The following is a 21,418-nucleotide window of genomic DNA, read 5'->3' on the forward strand; positions in this document are numbered from 1 at the left end:
GACGTGCTCTGGAGTTATAGTGGTTTCATAAGGTACAACGTCATCCTGAGCGCAGCGAAGGATCTCCATAAGTTGCCACAGTGCCATGCTCTGGAGATCACTCCTTGCATTCGGGATGACGTGTTCTGGAGTTCTAGTGGTTTCATAAGCTACAACGCCATCCTGAGCGCAGCGAAGGATCTCCAAAAGTTGGCACAGTGCCATACTCTGGAGATCCCTCAGTGCATTCGGGATGACGTGCTCTGGAGTTATAGTGGTTTCATAAGGTACAACGTCATCCTGAGCGCAGCGAAGGATCTCCATAAGTTGCCACAGTGCCATGCTCTGGAGATCACTCATTGCATTCGGGATGACTTTTTCTGGAGTTCATAATTCCCCTCCTTTAAAATTTAACTAATGACCGTTCAGGAATTGATAGGTACCCTCTAATATTCTTTCTTACTCTGTGCTATTCTAAAATTAATAAATCTTGAGAGACACAAAATGCCATCACTTAAAACTCTATTAATATCAAGTATGTTAAGCATGGTTTTCTCTCCAGCATTCGCTGGTGGATGTTGTAGTAAAATGGGAGGGATTAACTACTGTGATTCATCTGCTGGCCGTTTAGTTTGTAATAATGGATTTTACTCAACCTGTTATTGCACTCGCCATGCAGTGATGGATTTACAACTTCTAAAAGGCTGTTGTTTATGGCAAGGCGGCGTTTCTCCAGATTATATCGCTTCTGGCCTGGTCGTGTGTAATGACGGCTCAATATCAGAAGAATGTACCTTGCAAAATCCCCAACAAAGCGTCGCTACCTGGTGATTGATTGATGTATTAAAATCATCATGATCACAAGTTAGACATCTAACGACGCTTCAGTTAGTATAATGTCATGAACAATTGTTCCATTACTTAAATGATGGAATATGGGTGATACTCGTTGTTATGAGCGCAGAATTTTATAAATTGATGTTGGTTACCCACCGACAAGATCTTCCCATCCCCCAATACTTGACTTTTATTCAACAATGCGTCTCATCAGGCGTCACATCCGTCCAATTAAGAGAAAAAAATGCCAATGAATCATTTAAATTGGAATTTGCTCTCGAACTAAAACACCTTCTAAGTACATATCAAATTCCCCTAATTATCAATGATGATGTTCATCTTGCCAAGCAGGTTGATGCTGATGGCGTGCATCTTGGACAATCAGATGCTTGTCCCTTGTATGCCAGAAATCAACTGGGTACACATAAATTGATAGGCCTCTCAATTGAGTCGGAGCACGATTTAACTCAAGCCAACGCATCAGAACTAACTTATGTTGCCGCAAGCGCCGTTTTTCCAAGCCAACATAAAAACAACCTGAAGAAAATCTGGGGAATAGAGGGACTTAGCCGCTTGTGCAACCAATCCAATCATCCTGTAATCGGCATTGGTGGAATTGATCTGGATAATTTAATCAAGGTTTTACAGGCTGGTGCTCAGGGGGTAGCAGTAATTGGGGCCCTGCATCAGGCTAATAATCCGGCTGATATGGCATTAAGGCTTCGAAAAATCATTGACCAAAGGAGTTTTTAGAAGATGATAAATGATATAAAGTCCTCGTTCTTAAAGATCAGACAAAAGAAGCCATTAATACTGTGTTTAACCAATTACGTTACTATGGATTTCATGGCAAACAGCCTGCTTGCGCTTGGAGCAGCTCCTTTGATGTCAGAAGCTCTTCCCGAATTAGAGGAGTTAGTGAATATTAGTCAGGCTGTATACATTAATATAGGCACCTTGAACGATGCTTTTATTGAAAGAGCTCTTTATGCAGCTGACAAGGCACATTCGCTTAATAAACCCGTCATATTAGATCCAGTCGGTTCTGGAGCCAGTAAATTAAGAACGGCTGCCTCACAAAAAATCATGGATTGTGCCGATATTATTAGAGGTAATGCCAGTGAAATCATTTCGTTATCCGGAGTGAATGGACGGTCCAAGGGAGTTGAAACCGCTCATCAAGTCGAGAGCGCAATGGATAGCGCAATAACTTTGGCGCATCATCATAATAAAATCATTGTTATCAGTGGGCCAGAAGACTTTATAACCGATGGTACTCAAAAACAAGTACTTCCTTTTGGCTCAGAGTTAATGCCCTTAATTACCGGTATGGGATGCACTATGACCGCGGTCCTTAGCGCATTTGCTGCCGTTAATCCCGATCACTTTCAGGCAAGCACACATGCTGCAGCCTATTTTAGCCTATGTGGCCAACTGACACATCAACATACTCAAACCCCCGGCACGTTCAGACAGGCATTTATTGATAATTTATATAATCCGGACTGGAAGTTTTATACTGATGCAATCAACAACTCAAGAGTAAACATCTAATGCGTTATAAAGCCTTATCTATTGCGGGTTTTGATGGTTCTGGAGGAGCAGGAATCCAGGCTGACCTTAAAACTTTTTCAGCTTTAGGCTGTTATGGGATGACGGTTCTAACCGCTCTGCCAGTACAGAATACCTGTGGTGTACGAACCTGTTATGAAATCCCGTTACAAGCAATAGAAGATCAACTAAATGCCATTTTTGATGATATAAGACCCGACAGTATTAAAATCGGTATGTTGTTTAAAAGTGAGATAATCGAACTGGTTGCTTCATTTCTCCAAAAAAGAGCCGGCACTATTCCGATTGTCCTTGATCCGGTAACAGTCGCCAAAAGCGGCGATGCCTTATTGTTGCCCGAGGCAATAGATACATTAACCTCGTTACTTATGCCTCTTGCGACATTGATCACTCCGAATATACCTGAAGCTTGTTCTTTTACAGGCATCAATGCCTCTACGGAAACCGAAATGATAACGGTCGCTCAGAAACTCCTTGAATTAGGTCCTAAACATGTCTTGCTAAAAGGCGGTCATCTGCAGTCAAAAGAATCGAATGATTTATTGTATGGTGCTAACGGAACTACAATATGGTACAAAAATACCAGGATTGATTCCAAAAACACGCACGGAACAGGGTGCACCTTATCTGCGGCAATTGCGGCGTGCCTTGCTCAAAATGTGGAATTGGAAGAAGCCTGCGGCTTCGCAAAAAACTATTTAACACATGCCATTCAGGCCGCTAAAGATAACTCTTTAGGTTCTGGTAATGGCCCGGTGCATCACTTTTATCACCTTTGGCCAAACCTCTCTATTAAACCGGGATCACCTTGATTGCATCATCAACAGAAGTCAAACCAGATTCTTTTACGCTCTTAATCATGCGTTTTTCAATGAGCTCGCCAAAGCATAAAGCGCTCATTATTACTAATAAATAACCTGCTGTTGAATAGCATAAAATAGTATCCGAGAACGAACTAATACAAAATGAAATTAATATCCCTAAAATAATAGGTTTCGTTTCAATCAATTGAATCGAAGTGATAAATAAACTGCCTAAAAATATCATTAATAATATCAAACCAATTATTCCCTGCTCGGATAGAGTCATCCAGTATTGACTATGAGGATCAGTTAACTCTTTTCCCCAACTGGGTACTGGATTATCTTGTGAGAAACTGTATTTAAAACCACCCGTACCAATTCCAATAATCGGGCGTTTCTCCCATAATGATTCAGCGTAATTATGGAACTGAATTCTGTATCCTAATGACGTATTCTGATTGTTCTGTTTTAAAGCCTTAATATCCGAAATTAAATCATGTACTCTGCCATGCAGGATGGGACTTTCATGATAAACCAGCGCTAACAGGCTGCTGAACAAAAGCACACCCACCAAGGCTTTTTTAATGCTTAGTTTTTGCATAATGAGAAAAGCCATCAAAATAAAATACACAATATAACCTGTTCTGCCTGTATTGATAAAAAGTACTTGATAACTCATTAATACTACCAGGAATGAATACCCTGCTCTTGCCCAGCCTTTATATTTAAAAACATAAAGACCTGCAATATAAGCGGCAAAAGCCATCATAAAGCCAGTAATTATATGATTATAAAAAACTTCACCAGGATCTCCAGGTGTCAAAATATTCAGTGCTTTGAGTATTGAAATAATGCAGGTCAACAACATGGCAGCCAAATAGCTGTTCAGAGTCAGATTTCGTATTTTTGAATGTATAAACGCGACGGCAAGCACTGGAAGGTAAATTAATTTTGCATATTTACCTACAACCGTCAATTGCATGGAAAAAGGTGCAGGACTCCATAGGCAGGCAATTACAGAAAAGCCCAATAATGCTAAAGCAGCTCCCCCCCATAATGTGCTAAATGCTTGAGGAATATATTGACTGTAATGCGGTGTAAGTAATATAGCTCCAACAGCACAACCAAAGAAAATTGATTTTAGAGTAGAACTGATCGGAATAAAAAACATAAATAATACAAATAATATTGGAGTTAACAATATACCCTTCCCTTCTAGCAATGTTAGTCTCACAATTCGTCCTTATCCGTATTGGTTAAACTGGGTAATTGATTGATATTTCGGTCTTTGTACATTTGCTTTATTCCACGATAAAAAGTACCTTGCGCGCTAAACACGGCAAATAAAAATCCAAGTTTACCGTCTAAAAAACCACGCTGTAAAATAAAACATCGACTAAACATCCATCCTGTATTCATCAAAACCCAAATAAATCTCGTTTTTTTATTCGACTCAATTCGAATTTTGGCGCTATATGAGGAATATTTGTTAAGTTTATAAAGCAAATGACTTACATCTTTGTAAGAATGATGTTGTATGGCATTTTTTAATTTGCCAATTCGTGCAGATGAAGATACAACAACTTTTTCATGAACTATGTCATTACTGTAATTGGCATTAGCGCGTTTAAACAGGCGAATGTGCCTTTTCGGTGACGCAGAATGTTTTAAAAGCTGGTTATAAAAAAACATTTGAATTGGAATACGGAATGCATCAGCGGAGTTAGAGTTAATTACTTTCATCATTTCTTCCTGCAACTCATTACTCACGGACTCATCCGCATCAAGGTTCAAAACCCAATCCCCGGATGCTTTCGCCAATGCTCTTTGCTTTTGAATACCATATCCCTGCCAATCATCCGTCTGAAACACGTGTTCAGTATATTCGCGAGCGATAGCCAAGGTATTATCGGTACTTCCTGAATCAACAACTATAATTTCGTCAGCAAAACGAACAGATTCCAGACATCTTCGGATGTTAGATTCTTCATTTTTAGTTATTATAATTACAGTGAGCATAGCCAATCGGATCAGCAGAAAAAAGAACATTATATCCAGAATCAATCAGGATTGTAACTGGCATGACTTACGAAAACAGCCCAAGCTCTTCGTTAGAAGAAATTTTTCCAACTTATCAATAACCTCTGGAATTTACTCATCCTGAACGAAGCGCAGAATCGTCTACACCACTTCGAAAAACCAGTCCATAGCAACACTGAAGTCCCGCAGAATTTCTGTGAAGCCTAGACAATAATATGATTAATTAACAGAACGCAGCGACTGATCTCCAACTGAAAGCACCATGCTGCCTTCAGGAGATCCCCCCATAAATCATGAGAAGATCTCCTTAACTTTAAGATTAATTAAAAGACACCCTCACGATGATCATGACTGTCAAAATGCAACTTGCCATCTTTTACTCTAAGAGTCACATGTCCACCATGCATCAATTTACCAAATAAAAGTTCATCTGCTAAAGGTTTTTTCACATTTTCCTGTATCAAACGAGCCATAGGACGAGCGCCCATCGCTTTATCATAACCATGTTCAATTAACCATTCACGAGCTGATTTATCAACAGTAAAAGTAACTCCTTTATGACTGAGTTGCTCATCCAGCTCCATAATAAATTTATCAACTACCAAACCTATAGTTTGTGAATCCAATGGGGCAAAATTGATTATCGCATCCAGTCGGTTTCTAAATTCAGGACTAAATTGCTTTTTGATTACTTCCAATCCATCGTTGGTATTATCCTGTCTGGAGAATCCTATTGAGTTACGCACAATCTCACTTGCACCAGCATTACTCGTCATCACTAAAATAATATGTCTGAAATCAGCCTGTCTTCCATTAGTATCAGTTAAAGTACCGTGATCCATAATCTGTAATAACAGATTAAAGACATCAGGATGCGCTTTTTCAATTTCATCAAGTAATAAAACAGCATGTGGATTTTTAGTCACAGCTTCAGTCAAAAGCCCACCTTGATCATAACCAACATATCCAGGAGGTGCACCAATTAAGCGGGACACTGTATGCTTTTCCATATACTCGGACATATCAAATCGTAATAACTCAATTCCCAGTACATTAGCTAATTGTCGTGTAACCTCTGTTTTACCAACTCCGGTAGGTCCAGCAAACAGGAAGCATCCAACAGGTTTTTGAGGTTCCCTGAGTCCTGAACGACCTAATTTAATTGCTGATGCCAACGCAGTGATCGCCTGATCTTGTCCATAAACCAATAATTTCAAATCACGCTCAAGATTACGCAGTGTATCTTTATCTCGAGCAGAGACCTTCTTAATGGGTATACGGGCAATTTTAGCAACAACGCTTTCTATTTCTGTCACGCTAATGATCTTTTTACGTTTGTTAGCAGTTAACAGATTTTGATAAGCACCGGCTTCATCCACCACATCAATCGCTTTATCAGGCAAAAATCGATCATTAATGTATTTTGCTGATAATTCGGCAGCTGCTTTTAATGATGGAATAGAGAATTTAACTCCATGGTGATCTTCGAGACGACCTTTTAAGCCTTTCAATATTTCAAAAGTTTCATCAACTGTTGGTTCGGAAATGTCTATTTTTTGAAAACGTCTGGCCAGAGCTCTGTCTTTTTCAAAAATACCACGGTATTCCTGATAAGTTGTGGAGCCTATGCATTTTAATTCACCATTGGCTAATAAGGGCTTAATAAGGTTAGAAGCATCCATAACGCCACCTGAAGCAGCACCTGCACCGATAATGGTATGAATTTCATCTATAAATAAAACAGCACCTTCTTGTTGCCCCAATTGTTTTAAAACTGCTTTCAGGCGTTTTTCAAAATCTCCTCGATATTTGGTTCCCGCTAACAAAGCGCCCAAATCGAGTGAATAAACAACGCAGCCACGAATGGCATCGGGTATCTCGCCATCCACGATTCGACGCGCTAATCCTTCTGCTATGGCTGTTTTACCTACACCAGCCTCACCAACGAGCAATGGATTATTTTTTCGTCGTCTACATAAGACCTGGATTGTACGTTGGATTTCTTCATGTCGGCCAATTAGGGGATCAATTTTACCCTGTTTGGCTCGTCGGTTAAGATTCATACAATAACTGTCCAGAGGAGATTCATTACCTTCTGGTGACATCATATCCTCATCCATAGAGGAGTTCATATTTTCATGCATATCATTATTTTGATATTTTGAAACACCATGAGAAATATAATTGATGACATCAAGCCTGGTAATATTTTCTCTTCTTAGAAAATACACTGCCTGACTTTCCTGTTCACTGAAAATAGCAGCCAGCACATTGGCGCCGGTTACTTCTGTTTTTCCGGCAGACTGCACATGAAAAACAGCGCGTTGTAATACTCGCTGAAAACCTAAGGTTGGTTGAGTTTCCCTATCTAATTCATCTTCAGGGATTCTGGGTGTTGTTTCATCAATAAATTCAACTAAATCGCGGCGTAAAGCCTCGATATTTGCGTCACATGCCTGCAACACATTACCTGCTGCTGGGTTATCAAGCAAGGACAACAGCAAATGTTCGACAGTCATAAATTCATGACGCTTTTCTTTTGCTTCCTTGAAGGCTAGATTCAAGGTGAATTCTAGTTCTTTATTTAACATTGTCGTTGCTCCTTTCCAGCCCACCACCAGTCATTCGGGTTCCATGCTAGATAGCAATGGATGTTGATTCATTCTGGCGTATTCATTTACTAGGGCGACTTTCGTTTCTGCAATATCTCTTGTAAACACGCCACATACGCCCTTCCCTTGTATATGAACCTGTAACATCACCTGAATTGCAGTTTCTTCATTTAAATGAAAAAAATGCTTCAGTACCTCTACCACAAAATCCATTGGTGTATAGTCATCATTGAGCAATACAACTTTATACTTTCTAGGCAGCTTAATATCCGTACTTAATTCAGTATCAGCTATTTCATGCCTGACAAATTCCTCTAAATTCTGCCCGCTCATAACTTACAACCTCATACTATTTTTATAGACTCCCTACACACATTTGGCCAGTAAATTTCGCTATTTTTAATGAAATATTTAGCCTTTGAAATAATCAATAGCATATTGATTACTAAGAACTCACTCAATTGTAAATTTATCGTATCAATTAACCATCAGAACAATTTAACAAATCATTCCTGATTTTTCGTTATTTTGTGAGCTAATACTTCTATTTAAAAACAGTACTCTTACTTTTATGGAGCCAAAGGTTTGTCAGTCCTATCATCATTGCAGTTACTTGAAAGCAATCGAGCTGCATCTGACGTTAAGAGTTGGAATTTGATACCAACTCTTAACGTTTGATAGTTTAATAGCATCCATAGATTCAAATATCGGTGAGTACTTAATACTACCTACATATGTTTTATCATTGCATCAGCAAAGCCAGAGCTGCTTACTAATGTAGCGCCAGGCATACCGCGTTCGAAATCATAGGTCACTGTTTTAGCTTCAATTGCGCCTTCCATGCCTTTAATAATCAAATCAGCTGCTTCAGTCCAACCCATATGTCTTAACATCATTTCAGCAGAAAGGATAATAGAGCCAGGATTCACTTTATTCTGGCCGGCATATTTTGGTGCTGTTCCGTGAGTTGCTTCAAACACGGCAACATCATCACTCATATTAGCGCCGGGTGCTATACCTATACCACCAACCTGAGCTGCTAAAGCATCAGAAATGTAATCGCCATTCAAGTTTAAAGTAGCGATGACACTGTAATCTTCTGGTCTTAGCAAGATTTGTTGTAAAAATGCATCAGCAATTACATCATTGATGATAATTTGTTTGCCCGTCTTAGGATTTTTAAATTCCATCCAGGGACCACCTTGATATTCCTTGGCTCCAAAAGTATCTCGAGCTACCTGATATCCCCAATCCTTAAATGCACCTTCAGTAAATTTCATAATGTTACCTTTATGAACCAAAGTAACAGTCTGACGATCGTTATCAATTGCATATTGAATTGCTGCTTTCACCAAACGGGTTGTACCTTCTTTAGATACAGGTTTGATACCAATACCACAATGTTCAGAGAAGCGAATTTTTTTAACACCCATATCATTTTTCAGGAATTGAATGACCTTTTTCGCTTCTGGAGAATCAGCCTGCCATTCAATACCAGCATAAATATCTTCCGCATTTTCACGAAATATAACCATATCAGTTTTCCAAGGCTCTCTAACTGGACTTGGAACACCTTTAAAATATCTGATAGGACGTAAACAGGTATAAAGATCCATATCCTGACGTATTGCAACGTTTAAAGAACGTATACCACCACCAACTGGTGTAGTTAATGGGCCTTTTATTGAAACTACGTATTTCTTCAAAGCGTCTATAGTTTCTTTTGGCAACCATTGATCACTGCCATAAACCTGAGTAGCCTTCTCGCCAGCATACACTTCCATCCAGGCAATTTTTCTCTTATTGCCATATGCTTTCTCAACAGCAGCATCAACAACACGGATCATTGGAGGCGTCACATCAACCCCAATACCATCACCTTCGATAAAAGGAATAATCGGGTTATTAGGTACACGAAGAGAAAGATCAGCAGCCACTGTAATGGCTTCACCTTGTGCAGGTACTTTTATTTTATCGTATGTCATTGACCACTCCGTAAATTTTAGAGAGATAAATCATAGCATGTGATAACACTGAATCCCAAATATGAATTTACATTATTCTTTAATATTATTTAATCTGCATTTCAAGGATTGAATATCCCTATTTTCAGTAGTTTTAAGAGAATGGTAGCTTACTCAAAAATTAACTTAACATGCTTTAAATTATAGGTGTGTAAAAATAATCTATAATGATAATCAATATGTGCTGCATGACTTAATTAAAATCAATGTCATTGTTAATAACATGGAGTATGAGCATCATGTCAGATTTTGAATCCGCATCACAAAAGCCTATTCTTACTAAATCAGTACCCTACGAAGGAATACCAACTTTTTTAAGATCAGAATATACACGCGATTTAAAAGGAGTTGATCTCGCCGTCTATGGTGTTCCGTTCGACTTAAGCACATTCAATCGTTCAGGAGCTCGTTTTGGACCCCGTAGTATTCGTGAGCTCTCGTGCTACTTAAGTTTATTGGGTACCTGCTGGCCACATAAATATCGGATTGATCATCAATTCAAATTAATAGATTATGGTGATATTGGCTTTTTTCCAGGGCAAATTGACAACATGTTACAAAACCTGGAGTCCGCTATAAAAGAATTGTGCTCACATGATGTTCTTACTTTAGGATTAGGTGGTGATCATCTGGTTGCCTATCCTGCTATAAAAGCACTTGCACAGCAACACGGACCTTTATCGTTAATCCATTTTGATGCACATACAGATACCGTCCAAATGCCACACTTGACCCATGGTAGTATGTTTTATTATGCAGCTAAGGAAGGATTAATCGATCCTGAGAATTCTATTCAGATTGGAATACGTACTAGTGTACCAGAAACACCGAAACTGCATGTCATCACAGCCAATCAATGTTTCGAAATGGGAACACAACAAGTAGTAGACAAAATAAGAAACATTGTTGGCACGCGAAAATGCTATATCAGTCTTGATGTAGATGGTATGGATCCCGCGTTTACACCAGGTACGGGAACTCCCATGCCAGGTGGCCTGACATCAGCAATGCAACGGGAAATTTTATGGGGTCTAGTCGGATTAAATATGATAGGAGGAGATGTTGTAGAAGTATCTCCGCCATATGACGTAGCACAAACTACTGCTCTCGTAGGTGCCACCGTCGCAATTGACCTGTTATACATTCTCGGGAATACAAAACTACGTAAAGGTTAAATCAGTTTAAAAACCAAGTTATGGCCTGACACCTCACTTGGCTTTCAAACAAATCAGGCTCTACTGCGAATTGACCAGATGAGCCTTGATTAGTTAAACCCTTGGTTTGCATTCTGTTGGTTAAATTTGATTCGATTGGGATACTAGAGTTAACCTCGCATCTTCATCAACGTAAACTGAATCAAAACTTAACTCATTGTCTTAAAAAGTCTGTAATCAGTATGGTTGAAAATATTGGGTATTTATGTGATGCTTCACCGATTACGATCAGAAGGGATGCTAGTTAAGGGTTATTTAAGAGTGATTCCAGATAGTAATCTTTGTTTCATTACAAACGGCTATCCAATACTATAGTACCCGTTTTTCAGTCCATAAGAACATTCATTATGAGAACATATAGTGATAGATCTAATACTGAATTGATCTTGATCAACCAATAATGTTCCATTTAGTACTGCATCTATTTAACTTAAAGGGAATTATCAATTTAAATGAACGTTCTAATCAGCTTATTTTTAATGATTTGTATCACTCAGACGAGTTTTGCATTTACAAAAAACGAAGAGGAATTACTGACTCAAGTCCAAAAGCAAACTTATCACTATTTTTATGAATTTGCTCATCCAACAAGCGGTATGGCGCGTGAAAGAAGTAATCAAAATTATCCTGATTATGATCCTGAAGCCATCATCACGACTGGTGGTTCAGGGTTTGGCTTTATGGCAACCATTGTTGCAGTTGAACGCCAATTTATCAGCAGAGAACAAGGAGTAGATCATCTGCTTAAAGCAGTTCGATTTTTGGATACGCAGGCCGATAAATTTCATGGAATATTTCCTCATTGGATGTATGGTGACACCGGTAAAACATTTGCTCATTGGCAGTATGATGATGGGAGCGATCTTGTTGAAACAGCATTTTTATTTCAAGGCTTGTTAACCGTTCATCAATATTTTGACAGGAATACCCCTAAAGAGAAGGAATTGCGCCAGACCATTAACACATTATGGCGTAATGCAAACTGGAACTGGCATACCAATGGAACGAATGACGCGCTCTATTGGCATTGGTCGCCTAATTACGGCTGGCATATGAATCATAAAATTCGAGGATGGGATGAAACCTTGATTACCTATATTTTAGCTGCAAGTTCGCCGACGCATCCAATTTCTAAACAAGTATATGACCGTTGTTATAAAGACTCTCCTACTTATCATAATGGAAATGAGTACTATGGTGTAAAATTGCCACTCGGTGTACCTTATGGTGGTCCCTTATTCTGGTCGCATTATTCGTTCCTGGGCCTTGATCCCAATGGATTAACTGATGGCAACATTGACTATTATGAACAGAACGTGGCACACACTAAAATTAATCACGCTTATTGTGTAGAGAACCCCAAAGGATACGAGGGATATAGTGACCGTTGTTGGGGACTAACCGCATCCGATATCGATACGGGTTATGGTGCCCAATCTCCTACTCAGGATGTCGGCGTTTTAACACCAACAGCAGCGCTGTCCTCGTTTCCTTATACACCAGAAGAATCCATGAAGGCACTCCAATGCTTCATCAATCACCCTAAATTATGGAGTAATCTGGGGTTTAAAGATGCATACAATCCAACAACCGGTTGGGTAGCGGAAGGTTCTTTAGCTATTGATCAAGGACCAATTATTGTAATGATTGAAAACTACCGCTCTCAATTATTATGGCGGTTATTTATGTCACACCCTGATGTACAGCATGGACTAAAAAATCTGGGATTTCACTCACCCAGGATAGATTAATATGAGGCGCTATCACTTATGTTGCTTGTTTCTTTGCGGTCTGGTCTCGTTGGCAAATGCCAATTCAGAAAGTCAAAAAGAAGAATTTATTGACAATTTGTTAGCTCGTATGACTGTGGCTGAAAAGATTGGTCAACTGAATTTGCTGACCGTTGGTTTAACCGAAACCGGACCTTCCAGCAATCAGGAAATTGATTATAAAATTAAAAATGGCCAAGTCGGCGCTCTTATGAATGCCTATTCGCCAAAAGTAGTTAAACAGCTGCAAGACTTGGCCATTAAAAACTCTCGTTTAAAGATACCCTTATTGTTTGGTTTTGATGTGATTCATGGTTATCGCACCATATTCCCAATTCCTCTAGCGCAGGCTGCAAGCTGGAACCCCGACCTGATAAAAAAATTAGCGCATGCCTCAGCAAGTGAAGCAGCGCAAGATGGCCTGCATTGGACCTTTAGCCCCATGGTCGATATTGTAAGAGATCCTCGCTGGGGTAGAGTCATGGAATCCGCTGGCGAAGACCCATTACTAGCATCCAAGATAGGGGTGGCAATGGTCACAGGCTATCAAGGAACTGATCTGTCTCAGCCTTCATCAATTATGGCCTGTGTCAAACACTTTGCCCTGTATGGAGGAGCTGAAGCGGGGCGTGATTACAACACCGTTGATATGAGTCTGGCACGGATGTATAACGACTACCTACCGCCTTACCTCGCAGCCATTAATGCCCATGCTAAAAGTGTGATGACATCGTTTAATGAGGTCAATGGTATCCCGGCAACTGGCAATTACTGGTTAATGAAAGAACTATTACGTGATACGTACCGATTTGATGGCTTGCTAGTCACAGATTACACCGCCATTAATGAAATGATGGCTCATGGCGTAGGTGATGCCAAAGAAGTGACTCGATTAGCCATCAACGCAACCACTGATATGGATATGGTTGGTGAGATGTATGTCAATCAGCTATCCAATCTGTTGAAAGAGAAACACATTAAGATCGAACAAATTAATGAAGCGGTAAAAAGAGTACTCCGTGCTAAATGGGATTTAGGTTTGTTTGAACATCCCTATCACCAAATGGATCAATTAGCCTATGATAAAAAACAGCACCGAGCCTTAGCTCTTCAGGCTGCACTTGAGAGTATTGTTTTATTAAAAAATGCGAACAGTCTTCTGCCTCTGCATCCCAACCAAAATATTGCATTCATCGGTCCATTTGTAAAGGACGCGAATCAGCAACTTGGGGAATGGCGAGCCATTGGCCAGCCTGAAGAAGCGATAAGCCTATGGCAAGCATTACAACAAGAACAGTTCGGGGATCATATTCACTATGCAAAAGGATGCAACTTTTCCGATGATAAAGATTTAGTCACCTATTTGAACAAACATGGTGGCAGGATTCAAAACGATGACCCTCAAAAATTATTAAACGAGGCTTTGTCAATTGCTCAACAAAGCGAGGTCATTGTTGCTGTTTTAGGTGAGCCTTTTGGCATGAGTGGAGAAGCTGCCAGTCGTACCAGGATTGGTTTATTACCTAATCAGTTAAATTTATTAAAAGCCCTCAAAAAACTCAACAAGCCTATCGTATTGGTATTGATGAATGGTCGACCATTAACCATTGAATGGCCGCATCATCATATTGATGCCATTGTTGAAGCTTGGTATGGTGGCAGCGAAGCAGGTACTGCTATTTCTGATGTGTTATTTGGCCGTTACAATCCTTCAGGTAAATTAACCATGACTGTTCCACGTCATGTAGGCCAAATCCCGATATATTATAATGCCAAGCCAACTGGACGTCCTTATCAAGAGCTTAGTCAAAAATTTGCTGAAAAATATAAAAGTAAATACATTGATGAATCAAATTTACCGAGATACCCATTCGGATATGGCTTGAGTTATAGTAACTTTCATTATCATGATCTCAAATTAAATTCTTCGGTATTACACAAAAATACAAAGATCACTGCGTCGGTTATTGTTACCAATAATGGTAAGTATAATGGCCATGAAATTGTGCAACTGTACCTGCATGATAAAGTGGCATCAATGACTCAACCAGAAAAACTGCTCAAAGACTTTAAAAAAATCTTTTTGAATAAAGGCGAATCCAAACGAGTTACGTTTATTATTACTGAGCCTATGCTTCGATTTTATAATGCACATTTAGATCATGTTTCAGAGCCAGGAGAGTTTGAACTTTATATAGGATCCAGCTCACAAACACAGATGAAGAAACAGTTTACCTATGAATAGGATGTGTTGAGAATTCTGATTTCGAGGTCCTGCCACTTATTTCTGATTTATTTGGACTTTTATAAAGTCCCGGCCTGTATACTATGCATGTTGCAACATTTTTATCTGCTCATACAACTGATCATAACCGGCTTCTACATTAATGTAATCGCTTTTAGCCAATAGTACGGATAATGATCCGTCATCTGTTGCAGAAGGTTTTTGTAATATGCCATTAAATCCTTCGAGTTTTAAGCGAATATAATCGCTGAATTTTGTTACCAGATAAAAATTTCTGTAATAATTATCAGGACTCATATGCACCGCTTTCGCATCTTTAGCCAATTCATGTCCTGGTAAATAGTCTTTTAAAGAATAAGAAGAGTTATTATGAACTGCAATAATTTTGCCTTTAGGCAATAACTCTGTAATTTTATTTGCTAATTTTTTTACTTCTCTATGAGCTTCAGGTGAATAGGAACTGTATTGAATCAATGTTTTTTTGATTCCATTATCCGTATAAATTCTATTCGGATCAAATTCATACCGTTTATTATTCAAATGAAAAACAATATTTCGCCCACCTGAGTGGATGAGAGTGATAAGACTACCACCGTCTTTACGGATTACTCTTTTAGCTGCTTTCAAGGCTGTCTGTTCATTGTGATGTACATGGACGTATGTTTTTCCCTTGCCAACAGTTTGCTGAATCACAACGCGTTCATCACCCACCATTACTTTATGATTAATCGCACAGCCGGTTTGAGCTAAAACCAATAAAGCAAGCAATATCCATTTCATGAACAAATTTCACCATAAAGAGTAAATTTGCATCATTGTATAGTGATGGAATTTAAAAAACAATCTATTATCTGCCATGAATTCAATTAAATCATACTAATAGCAGTTGCCTGAATTTGAGAATAAATCTACCATTGAGCTCCGATCGTTTTTATTCATAAATACTCTATGCCTCCAATCATTCTCTTCAATAAACCCTTCGGCGTGGTAACACAGTTCACTGGAGAAGTACCTGAGCGGACTCTGGCAGCATATATCAAGATCCCAGGTTTTTATGCAGCGGGACGATTAGATAAAAACAGCGAAGGTTTATTATTATTAACAAATGATGGTGCTCTGCAGCATCGTTTGACACACCCCAAATTTGAAAAAAACAAATATTATTGGGTTCAGATAGAAGGAATTCCCACTGATGCTGATTTAGAACCATTACGAAAAGGGTTAACTATCAAAGCGTGTTCCTTTTTACCCGCTCAGGTTCATCAGATTGATGAACCGCCTCTCTGGCCACGAAATCCACCAATTCGTGTACGAAAAAGCATACCGACCAGTTGGATTGAAATCATTCTGAAAGAAGGTAAAAATCACCAAATTCGAAAAATGACAGCCGCCATTGGATTTCCTACATTAAGACTGATAAGGCATAGAATTGGTGACTGGAAACTGGGAGATTTACAACCTGGAAAATTCACCTGGCTGCCCTAATCCGCTGTCCCTCTCTGAAAGAGTACTAGATAAAAACAGGTCTTGGTCCTGGCTTTAAAGGGTGTGCATATGACGCCGGCACGAGACTTTGCTTTAGCATCAAGACATTTTAAATCACTTTTTCAAGAGAATTACGCCAAAAATCTGGATATAAGAGAAACCGAATTCAAAACCGGAGATATGAGTCTTATCAATAATTAATAATCATCAATCAACCGGTTTGATCCAGAAAGAAAAGCAAAAGAATATGCAATCACTTTTACGAGAGCATGTTGAGTATCTGTGTTGGTTTTGCCATGTCATCAAAAATATTATGCATACCAGACAAGTCTTTTTCAAATGACTCTAATTTCGCCAGTGAATCCGGTTTTGGTGTTTTAAAGAAAGTTCCCACAAAACCGCGTGGGGATTGCAGTTGAACTATTGCCGCTGGAATAATAGTAATGAGTGCTATTACACCTAATATACCCTTTAAAATTGGATGCAATTGATCCCATAAACCTTGGTGCTTGGAAAATTCAATTCTGGCTTCTTTAATTGCCTGCGAACAGGTCTCTTGAAATAGCTTAAGGCTTGTTTCAGTCGGTGCATTATCAAAGAAATTGTCCCTGGCATTTTCCAGAGTGGTTTTTAACTTGTTCGCTGCTATGGCTAACTTTTTGTACTCGGGAACAAAATCAGGGTTGGGTGTATTGGTATCCTCTTCACGTGCTATCCCCTTGACTTCAGCTAAAAAAGGAGTTCCCTTGTTCTTAAGGTAAGCTATTTGATCATTAAATTGAACAACTAATTCATTGAATTGTTGTTTCTGATTGAATAGACATACTTTTACATTCTCAATGGCTTCGTCGATCTTGGTTTTATCAAATGTACGCCCTATGTGCTGTGCTATTTTAATAGTCAATTTGTCAACAAGGCCATTTATCTTTTCATCATTGGTTTTATAAAGACTAATATTTACCGTAAGTTCAAGAAGAGCATCCAAATCTAGCTTGGATATATCTCCCGCCGCTATATACAAAGAAGAAGACTTTATGGCGTCTAGTATCTCCCGGTCAAGAAGAACCAAATGACCTTGTGAATACCCCATATCATATTCTTTCCCTATGGGCTCAAGAACGAATGAGTTAAAATGACCCAAGACTTTGCCAAATATTTCTTCCAAAAGACTTTTGCTTAAATCATTTTCTTTTCCATCAAAACCTAGATAAATATGTGAGCGACAATTATCATCTAGCCTATTATTATTCATGGCGCTAAACAAAAAGTCAGTTATAAGCGGCATACCTTTCAAAGAATTTAGACATCCAGCTTTTTCAAGCACCATATACTGAAGGATAGCTGTGGTTTTAAAATCAATTTCCAGATTAAATTCGCTGAATTGTTTACTTATAGATTCATACAATATCATTGTGCATTCCCTGTTGTTTCGTGGCCTAAAATGGCGATATTAGAGCACAAACAAGGCGATGTGTCAATTTACTGGTATGCGTGTTCAAAAATATGACAAACAACGTGTTAATATTCAGTATATTAGAAGAATAAGGATACCTCAATTTTTTAAAAACTGTACCAGTACGCTCGTTCATATTTCATAGCCAGCATGCAAGGGATAGATAAAATGAGCAAGTTACTAAAGAAATAACAGGGCTTCACACTGCCTGTTTTAACGCTTAGAGCGCATTATAAAGAAGACATCAAAACATACCGTTGCTTCAATTACCGATAAACCAGTCGAGTCAGTAATGAACCATCGCCAAGTAAACGTATCCAGGGCCAGAAAAACATCCCTAACAGAGCACTTGCAATAGGCATGAGAAGGCTGTAATGAAAACCTAGCAAAGCGTTAATAAAGGAAATAACGGATTGATATAAAAGGCAAAAGAAACCAATAAGACAGATCTGCTGTATCATGGAGAAAAATTGGAATCTTCTTGACTTGGTGGAAGCAATCCAGGTTACCAACAGTAATGCAAATGAATGTTCGCCTATTACGGTAGAAAGCAGCACATCCAATAAAAGACCGGTAATTAATAGCGTAGTTAACCTGAAATTTCCAGGTAAATAATACTCAATATACAATACCAATAATAAAATCCAGGGTGGGCGAAAAGCTGACAGAATTTCAGGCATAGGCAAAATTGAAAGTACCAGAGCCCCAATAAATCCTATCCATAATCGCAGGCGAAGATTCTTCATCAAGCGGACTCCTCGGCATTCAATCGTTCATTGATTTGAGAAGTTAATTCCTCTTGTTCCAGATCAGGCCAAATTAAAAGAACCAAACGATTACGATTAAGCAGGGCAACAGGACTTACCATTACTTTTACAAAATCTTCGCCGGGAATACTATTAACTCGCTCTACACGACCTACCGGGTACCCTTCTGGATATCGTCGCCCTAAACCCGACGTCACCAAAACATCACCAGGATGAATGGATGAGGTTTTAGGTAAATTGATTAGAGACAACTGATCAATACTGTTATTGCCAACCAGTATTGCCCGCTCTCCAGTACGATTATTTCTTACAGGTACCGCACTCTTGGAATCGGATATCAATAATACAGTACTCGTCATTGGACCTACATCAATCACCTGACCCATAACGCCTTTCGCATCAAGTACAGGTTGTCCAGAATACACTCCATCACGTTTTCCCTTATTTAATACAACTATTTGCCGTGAGTTACTGGTATCAACAGCAAGAATTTGGGCAGCCATGGCACGCATATCAGCCTGGGACGAGGTTAATAATAATTCTTTTAGTTGTGAGTTTTCTTTTTGTATCACTAATAACTTTTGTAACTCTGCTTCCAGCATGGTTTGCTGATAGCGTAGCTGCATGTTTTCATCGATCAATGCTTTTTTTGCGCTAACTAACGATTGAACCCAGCCAACAACCCGAACTGGATAATCAACAGCGTACTGCAATGGAGAAACAATTAAAGAAAAACCACTTCGGACATTATCCAAATAATGGTAATGATAATCAGAAATCATCATAAAAATAGAAAAAACAAGAGCAAACACAAATCCAATTGAACTGTGCCCACCCTTGATAAATAATCTACTGTGCTTATTATTCTGTTGAGAGGAAATCACCGCCACGCAAATCCATGGTTTCTAAAGCTTTACCACCACCACGTGCTACGCAGGTCAATGGATCTTCAGCAATTAATACAGGTAATCCTGTTTCTTCCATCAGTAACGTGTCTATGTTTTTCAACAAAGCACCGCCTCCGGTTAAAACCATACCACGCTCGGCTATATCCGCTGCCAATTCAGGTGGAGCCAGCTCTAATGCAGCTCGTACCGCACCTACTATTCCTGATAAAGGTTCTTGTAATGCTTCCAGAATTTCTGCGCTTGTCAAAGTAAAACTACGTGGCACACCTTCAGCAAGGTTTCTTCCACGGACTTCAATTTCAAACAAATCACGGCTAGGAAATGCAGAACCGATTTCGTGTTTAATTCGTTCTGCTGTTGTTTCACCGATCAAAGTACCGTAATTACGACGAACATAAGAGACAATAGCGTCATCAAATTTGTCACCGCCTATTCGTACTGATTGATGATAAACAATACCACTTAAAGAGATAATGGCCACTTCAGTGGTTCCACCACCAATGTCTACTACCATAGAACCACTGGCTTCTTCAACTGGCATTCCAGAACCCAAAGCAGCAGCCATAGGTTCTTCAATAAGAAATACTTCTCGAGCTCCTGCACCCATGGCTGATTCTCGAATAGCGCGACGTTCAACCTGAGTAGAACCGCAGGGAACACAAACAAGAACCCTTGGGCTAGGTCTGAGAAATTTATTTTCATGGACTTTATGTATGAAATGCTGGAGCATTTTTTCAGTAACAAAAAAATCGGCGATTACGCCGTCTTTCATCGGTCGAATGGCGTTAATGTTACCGGGAGTTCTTCCTAACATGCGTTTCGCTTCAATGCCCACAGCAGCAACTCGCTTTTGGCCTGATTCATTACGCAAAGCAACTACGGAAGGCTCGTTAAGGACAATGCCCTTATCCCGAACATAAATCAATGTATTTGCAGTTCCTAAATCGATTGACAAATCGTTAGAAAACACGCCCCTTAATTTTCTGAACATATGCAGTAAGATCCCGTTCTTCTTTTTGGATGCTACTTTATCCTATATTTGAGTAAAAATCGACAGTTGTATTGTAAGAAATTTAAATAATTGCATAAAATTTGAGGTTATGACACATTTACAAAAATCAATTCGAGCCAAGTCTATGAAGGCTTATCCATTTTCCTGGGCATTAATCACTTTTTGAGCGTAATGGTCGATGTTTCAGTTATTCCTCAATGAAGTTACTTCATAACAACTTTGATAAACGTCATCCTGAATTTAATGAGAGATCTACTGAACGTAGTACTGTGCCCGCATTTGGAGAACCTTCTCTGCGTTCAGGATGAGGATATAACTCAGGGAACCGTGTATCCAAAGTAATTAAAACTTAAGATAATTCGGTACGACCTCAGCACTTAATTAATGATGAATACTTCTTTCAGTTTATCACGATTAGTATTCATAAAACGTTGGCCAAATCCTTTGACTTCAGCGAGCTCTTCAAGTGACTTGAATCCTTTATGACTCTCTCGATAGGCAATAATCGCTTCAGCTCGTTTCTTTCCAATACCTTTAAAAGAACCGGTAAGAGTAGATAAATCCGCTTGATTAAGATCTATTTTACCTGGTGAAGAAGCATGTTGCTCTGGTTGTTTTTTAGGTACTGTATCTGCTTGAACAGGAAGGGTTACAACGAATAATGACAATAACATAGCAATGAATCTTGCTTTCATAAT

Annotated in this window: 21 protein-coding genes; 9 read left to right on the top strand and 12 right to left on the bottom strand. The window is 39.1% G+C overall.

Annotation, left to right across the window (positions count from 1 at the left end):
• On the bottom strand, nt 1-339 hold a 339-nt coding region (locus IZU94_RS08355), incomplete at its 3' end, for a hypothetical protein (protein WP_203109802.1).
• Nucleotides 340-483: 144 nt separating this feature from the next.
• On the opposite strand from IZU94_RS08355, the gene IZU94_RS08360 reads away from it, so the two are divergent.
• The 4 genes from IZU94_RS08360 (at nt 484) to thiD (ending at nt 3,200) form a co-directional block, all read left to right on the top strand.
• On the top strand, nt 484-810 hold the full coding sequence (locus IZU94_RS08360; protein ID WP_203109803.1) for a neurogenic locus notch: 327 nt from the start codon (nt 484-486) through the stop codon (nt 808-810).
• 123 nt (nt 811-933) lie between these two features.
• Nucleotides 934-1,569 (top strand): thiamine phosphate synthase, encoded by a 636-nt coding sequence (thiE, locus tag IZU94_RS08365; protein ID WP_203109804.1) that lies wholly within the window; start codon nt 934-936, stop codon nt 1,567-1,569.
• 3 nt (nt 1,570-1,572) lie between these two features.
• Nucleotides 1,573-2,370 carry a hydroxyethylthiazole kinase gene (gene thiM / locus IZU94_RS08370; RefSeq protein ID WP_203109805.1) on the top strand — a complete coding sequence of 266 codons (798 nt, stop codon included), beginning with the start codon at nt 1,573-1,575 and terminating at the stop codon, nt 2,368-2,370.
• Nucleotides 2,370-3,200, top strand: coding sequence for a bifunctional hydroxymethylpyrimidine kinase/phosphomethylpyrimidine kinase (gene thiD / locus IZU94_RS08375; protein ID WP_203109806.1), 831 nt, complete (start codon nt 2,370-2,372; stop codon nt 3,198-3,200). Before thiM ends, thiD begins: the two co-directional genes overlap by 1 nt.
• Here the strand turns inward: thiD and IZU94_RS08380 are convergent.
• The 5 genes from IZU94_RS08380 to icd all read right to left on the bottom strand — a co-directional run bounded on the left by IZU94_RS08380 (nt 3,181) and on the right by icd (nt 9,828).
• Nucleotides 3,181-4,425 carry an O-antigen ligase family protein gene (locus IZU94_RS08380; RefSeq protein ID WP_203109807.1) on the bottom strand — a complete coding sequence of 415 codons (1,245 nt, stop codon included), beginning with the start codon at nt 4,423-4,425 and terminating at the stop codon, nt 3,181-3,183. The genes thiD and IZU94_RS08380 overlap by 20 nt on opposite strands.
• Nucleotides 4,422-5,210, bottom strand: coding sequence for a glycosyltransferase family 2 protein (locus tag IZU94_RS08385; RefSeq protein ID WP_203110188.1), 789 nt, complete (start codon nt 5,208-5,210; stop codon nt 4,422-4,424). The genes IZU94_RS08380 and IZU94_RS08385 overlap by 4 nt, the downstream gene beginning before the upstream one ends.
• Before the next feature lie 344 nt (nt 5,211-5,554).
• On the bottom strand, nt 5,555-7,822 hold the full coding sequence (gene clpA, locus IZU94_RS08390) for an ATP-dependent Clp protease ATP-binding subunit ClpA (RefSeq protein ID WP_058474214.1): 2,268 nt from the start codon (nt 7,820-7,822) through the stop codon (nt 5,555-5,557).
• 30 nt (nt 7,823-7,852) lie between these two features.
• Nucleotides 7,853-8,176, bottom strand: a complete 324-nt coding sequence (gene clpS / locus IZU94_RS08395; RefSeq protein ID WP_203109809.1) for an ATP-dependent Clp protease adapter ClpS — start codon at nt 8,174-8,176, stop codon at nt 7,853-7,855.
• 395 nt (nt 8,177-8,571) lie between these two features.
• The gene (gene icd, locus IZU94_RS08400) at nt 8,572-9,828 is read right to left on the bottom strand and encodes an NADP-dependent isocitrate dehydrogenase (RefSeq protein ID WP_203109811.1); all 1,257 of its coding nucleotides are present in this window, start codon (nt 9,826-9,828) and stop codon (nt 8,572-8,574) included.
• Nucleotides 9,829-10,106: 278 nt separating this feature from the next.
• On the opposite strand from icd, the gene speB reads away from it, so the two are divergent.
• The 3 genes from speB to bglX all read left to right on the top strand — a co-directional run bounded on the left by speB (nt 10,107) and on the right by bglX (nt 15,095).
• Nucleotides 10,107-11,042, top strand: coding sequence for an agmatinase (gene speB / locus IZU94_RS08405; RefSeq protein ID WP_203109813.1), 936 nt, complete (start codon nt 10,107-10,109; stop codon nt 11,040-11,042).
• 491 nt (nt 11,043-11,533) lie between these two features.
• A complete protein-coding gene (locus IZU94_RS08410; RefSeq protein ID WP_203109815.1) occupies nt 11,534-12,832 on the top strand; it encodes a glucoamylase family protein in 1,299 nt (432 codons plus the stop codon).
• A gap of 1 nt (nt 12,833) precedes the next feature.
• Nucleotides 12,834-15,095, top strand: a complete 2,262-nt coding sequence (gene bglX / locus IZU94_RS08415; protein ID WP_203109817.1) for a beta-glucosidase BglX — start codon at nt 12,834-12,836, stop codon at nt 15,093-15,095.
• Nucleotides 15,096-15,176: 81 nt separating this feature from the next.
• Here bglX and IZU94_RS08420 read toward each other — a convergent pair whose 3' ends face one another.
• Nucleotides 15,177-15,875: a protein tyrosine phosphatase gene (locus tag IZU94_RS08420; RefSeq protein WP_203109819.1), complete on the bottom strand. Its 699-nt coding sequence runs from the start codon at nt 15,873-15,875 to the stop codon at nt 15,177-15,179.
• 168 nt (nt 15,876-16,043) lie between these two features.
• Here IZU94_RS08420 and IZU94_RS08425 point away from each other — a divergent pair, with 168 nt between their 5' ends.
• Nucleotides 16,044-16,580: a pseudouridine synthase gene (locus IZU94_RS08425; protein WP_203109820.1), complete on the top strand. Its 537-nt coding sequence runs from the start codon at nt 16,044-16,046 to the stop codon at nt 16,578-16,580.
• Between the two features lie 69 nt (nt 16,581-16,649).
• Nucleotides 16,650-16,781 (top strand): hypothetical protein, encoded by a 132-nt coding sequence (locus IZU94_RS18310; RefSeq protein WP_255541646.1) that lies wholly within the window; start codon nt 16,650-16,652, stop codon nt 16,779-16,781.
• 58 nt (nt 16,782-16,839) lie between these two features.
• Here IZU94_RS18310 and IZU94_RS08430 read toward each other — a convergent pair whose 3' ends face one another.
• From IZU94_RS08430 to IZU94_RS08450, 5 genes are all read right to left on the bottom strand, one after another.
• Nucleotides 16,840-17,991, bottom strand: a complete 1,152-nt coding sequence (locus IZU94_RS08430; RefSeq protein WP_203109821.1) for a hypothetical protein — start codon at nt 17,989-17,991, stop codon at nt 16,840-16,842.
• 308 nt (nt 17,992-18,299) lie between these two features.
• Nucleotides 18,300-18,779 (bottom strand): rod shape-determining protein MreD, encoded by a 480-nt coding sequence (gene mreD, locus IZU94_RS08435; protein ID WP_203109822.1) that lies wholly within the window; start codon nt 18,777-18,779, stop codon nt 18,300-18,302.
• Nucleotides 18,779-19,684, bottom strand: a complete 906-nt coding sequence (mreC, locus tag IZU94_RS08440; RefSeq protein ID WP_203110189.1) for a rod shape-determining protein MreC — start codon at nt 19,682-19,684, stop codon at nt 18,779-18,781. The genes mreD and mreC overlap by 1 nt, the downstream gene beginning before the upstream one ends.
• Complete coding sequence (locus IZU94_RS08445) at nt 19,662-20,699, bottom strand: rod shape-determining protein (protein ID WP_018577556.1); 1,038 nt, start codon at nt 20,697-20,699, stop codon at nt 19,662-19,664. Before IZU94_RS08445 ends, mreC begins: the two co-directional genes overlap by 23 nt.
• A 398-nt stretch (nt 20,700-21,097) precedes the next feature.
• Entirely contained in the window at nt 21,098-21,415 is a 318-nt protein-coding gene (locus tag IZU94_RS08450) for a ComEA family DNA-binding protein (protein ID WP_203109823.1), read from the bottom strand.
• Nucleotides 21,416-21,418 lie beyond the last annotated feature (3 nt).

It is taken from the genome of Legionella bononiensis (genome assembly GCF_016786215.1).
In the GTDB taxonomy this organism is placed as follows: domain Bacteria; phylum Pseudomonadota; class Gammaproteobacteria; order Legionellales; family Legionellaceae; genus Legionella; species Legionella bononiensis.

Excerpts from the sequence above, each read along its gene's own strand:
- IZU94_RS08360 (WP_203109803.1), top strand. The coding sequence starts at position 484 with ATGCCATCACTTAAAACTCTATTAATATCAAGTATGTTAAGCATGGTT.
- thiE (WP_203109804.1), top strand. The coding sequence starts at position 934 with ATGAGCGCAGAATTTTATAAATTGATGTTGGTTACCCACCGACAAGAT.
- thiM (WP_203109805.1), top strand. The coding sequence starts at position 1,573 with ATGATAAATGATATAAAGTCCTCGTTCTTAAAGATCAGACAAAAGAAG.
- thiD (WP_203109806.1), top strand. The coding sequence starts at position 2,370 with ATGCGTTATAAAGCCTTATCTATTGCGGGTTTTGATGGTTCTGGAGGA.
- IZU94_RS08385 (WP_203110188.1), bottom strand. The coding sequence starts at position 5,210 with ATGCTCACTGTAATTATAATAACTAAAAATGAAGAATCTAACATCCGA.
- clpA (WP_058474214.1), bottom strand. The coding sequence starts at position 7,822 with ATGTTAAATAAAGAACTAGAATTCACCTTGAATCTAGCCTTCAAGGAA.
- clpS (WP_203109809.1), bottom strand. The coding sequence starts at position 8,176 with ATGAGCGGGCAGAATTTAGAGGAATTTGTCAGGCATGAAATAGCTGAT.
- icd (WP_203109811.1), bottom strand. The coding sequence starts at position 9,828 with ATGACATACGATAAAATAAAAGTACCTGCACAAGGTGAAGCCATTACA.
- speB (WP_203109813.1), top strand. The coding sequence starts at position 10,107 with ATGTCAGATTTTGAATCCGCATCACAAAAGCCTATTCTTACTAAATCA.
- IZU94_RS08410 (WP_203109815.1), top strand. The coding sequence starts at position 11,534 with ATGAACGTTCTAATCAGCTTATTTTTAATGATTTGTATCACTCAGACG.
- bglX (WP_203109817.1), top strand. The coding sequence starts at position 12,834 with ATGAGGCGCTATCACTTATGTTGCTTGTTTCTTTGCGGTCTGGTCTCG.
- IZU94_RS08420 (WP_203109819.1), bottom strand. The coding sequence starts at position 15,875 with ATGAAATGGATATTGCTTGCTTTATTGGTTTTAGCTCAAACCGGCTGT.
- IZU94_RS08425 (WP_203109820.1), top strand. The coding sequence starts at position 16,044 with ATGCCTCCAATCATTCTCTTCAATAAACCCTTCGGCGTGGTAACACAG.
- IZU94_RS18310 (WP_255541646.1), top strand. The coding sequence starts at position 16,650 with ATGACGCCGGCACGAGACTTTGCTTTAGCATCAAGACATTTTAAATCA.
- IZU94_RS08430 (WP_203109821.1), bottom strand. The coding sequence starts at position 17,991 with ATGATATTGTATGAATCTATAAGTAAACAATTCAGCGAATTTAATCTG.
- mreD (WP_203109822.1), bottom strand. The coding sequence starts at position 18,779 with ATGAAGAATCTTCGCCTGCGATTATGGATAGGATTTATTGGGGCTCTG.
- IZU94_RS08445 (WP_018577556.1), bottom strand. The coding sequence starts at position 20,699 with ATGTTCAGAAAATTAAGGGGCGTGTTTTCTAACGATTTGTCAATCGAT.
- IZU94_RS08450 (WP_203109823.1), bottom strand. The coding sequence starts at position 21,415 with ATGAAAGCAAGATTCATTGCTATGTTATTGTCATTATTCGTTGTAACC.